General features: G+C 58.6%; 1 protein-coding gene and 2 pseudogenes. All 3 read right to left on the bottom strand.

What is annotated here, in order from left to right:
- Window positions 1-88: 88 nt before the first annotated feature.
- Window positions 89-236, bottom strand: a pseudogene (locus ILFOPFJJ_RS35915) (IS630 family transposase); the annotation flags it as partial.
- A gap of 353 nt (window positions 237-589) precedes the next feature.
- Complete coding sequence (locus ILFOPFJJ_RS34545; RefSeq protein ID WP_246300034.1) at window positions 590-970, bottom strand: hypothetical protein; 381 nt, start codon at window positions 968-970, stop codon at window positions 590-592.
- Window positions 971-1,124: 154 nt separating this feature from the next.
- Window positions 1,125-1,436 (bottom strand): annotated as a pseudogene (locus ILFOPFJJ_RS34540) (transposase); the annotation flags it as partial.
- Window positions 1,437-1,566: the final 130 nt, after the last annotated feature.

The following is a 1,566-nucleotide window of genomic DNA, read 5'->3' as shown; positions in this document are numbered from 1 at the left end:
CACATTTTCCTCCATCCGGAGAAAAATACAGCAAATTCAATCGGAAGACCTACCCGCGCACAGGTCTCCTTATAAGGTTTCTCACTGATCAAAACTCATTGGCCCATTCTCTGCGTCCGATGGACATGATGCGCCAGGGCTGGCTTTCGAGCTTTCGCCAAGCGGTCGCAGCAGTGATCGACGATGTCTTCGTAGGACTTGAAGACGCGGTTTGAGAGCCAGTTTTCGCGCATGAAGTGCTTCTGAAAACGCCGTATCTACAGGCCTCACAGAAGACCGCACTCGATCACATGACCTTCGGCTCAAAGACTTCTTGCATCACGGGCGGCAACCACAGAAGATTCACCGCGTTTTGGGAAGGCCAAAGAGTCGAGGTCAGCGAGGCGGCGTATTAGTCATTGCATGGCTCCTGAAGAGCCGGGCGGGAGAACTCTCTCCTCTTTTGGAGCCCGGTCATCCGGGCTCCCCTGCCTCTCACTCTAGCGGCGCTTGCTTTGGGCACCACGCTCGAGCCACGCTCTGAGGTCTCGCCTCATCATGCCTATAGGCCCGTTGATTTCGGTCACTTGCGGATTTTCGACCACACCCTTCAAGCGGACGAAGTCGGTGCGCGCATGACGTCGAGGTAGAGATGGCCGCCGACGAGCGCGATATCGTGGCAGGGGGCGCGGCCGTAACGGGACATCGACGCGATCTCCGCCCCTGGATGCATTCCCGTATCGATGGTGAGGCGGGCGTTATAATCCGCGATCGGCACGGCTGCGTCCTGAAAGCCGTAGTGCGCCGACAGGAACGCGACCCAGGCCGTGCTGCCTCTTGGATCGGTTACGCGCAGCGTCTGCCAGAGAGCGCCGTCATACCGATAGATGGCTGGCATATAGCCAGGATCCGGTCTCTTCGTTGCCGAGCACCCAAGGATGAGAAGGCGGCCCGGGGCAAGATCGGCGGGAGTGCAGTGGATGGGGATCATGGAAGGCTCCTGTTCAGAGCCGGGCAGGAGAGCCTCTCTCTCCACGCATAAGCCCGGTCAACCGGGCTGGGGCGATCAATGCGTCTTTCGCTAAAGGCTTGCATAGAGGCCGCCGTCCGGGACATCTTCCGGCGTCCACTAGAGCACGTCCACTTTAATCCGGGTCATATCCTGCTGCTGCGAAGTAGTTCGCACACTCTTGCGGTTCGAAGAGTTTGACGATGTCGCCAACGGTGTTCCACAGGGCGTCGACGGAGCGTTCGGCCCTTGCCCGCAGAAGCGCCTTGAGCGTTGAGAAGGCGTTTTCGATCGGGTTGAAGTCGGGGCTGTAGGGCGGGAGATAGAGCAGCGTGCAGCCGGCGGTTTCTATGGCCTGTCGGATGCCATCTGCCTTGTGGGCCGGCAGGTTGTCCATGACGACGATGTCGCCGGGCGTGAGGGTCGGCACGAGAACCTGCTCGACATAGTCCCCCGTGAACTATCCGTACGTCTCTGTTAATACGTAGTAATTTCCGCTTTCCTGGCGTGCAGTGTTGCAAGAAAGGCGCTCGCTGAGGGCGCTTTTCTTGCAATATGATTTTGCGGTTTTCTGCTTC

The sequence above is a fragment of the Sinorhizobium psoraleae genome (assembly GCF_013283645.1).
Classification (GTDB): domain Bacteria; phylum Pseudomonadota; class Alphaproteobacteria; order Rhizobiales; family Rhizobiaceae; genus Sinorhizobium; species Sinorhizobium psoraleae.
This window is presented reverse-complemented; position numbering and strand designations above follow the sequence as displayed.

Bases quoted from the DNA above. Each gene is read 5' to 3' on its own strand.
- ILFOPFJJ_RS34545 (WP_246300034.1), bottom strand. From the start codon at position 970: ATGATCCCCATCCACTGCACTCCCGCCGATCTTGCCCCGGGCCGCCTT.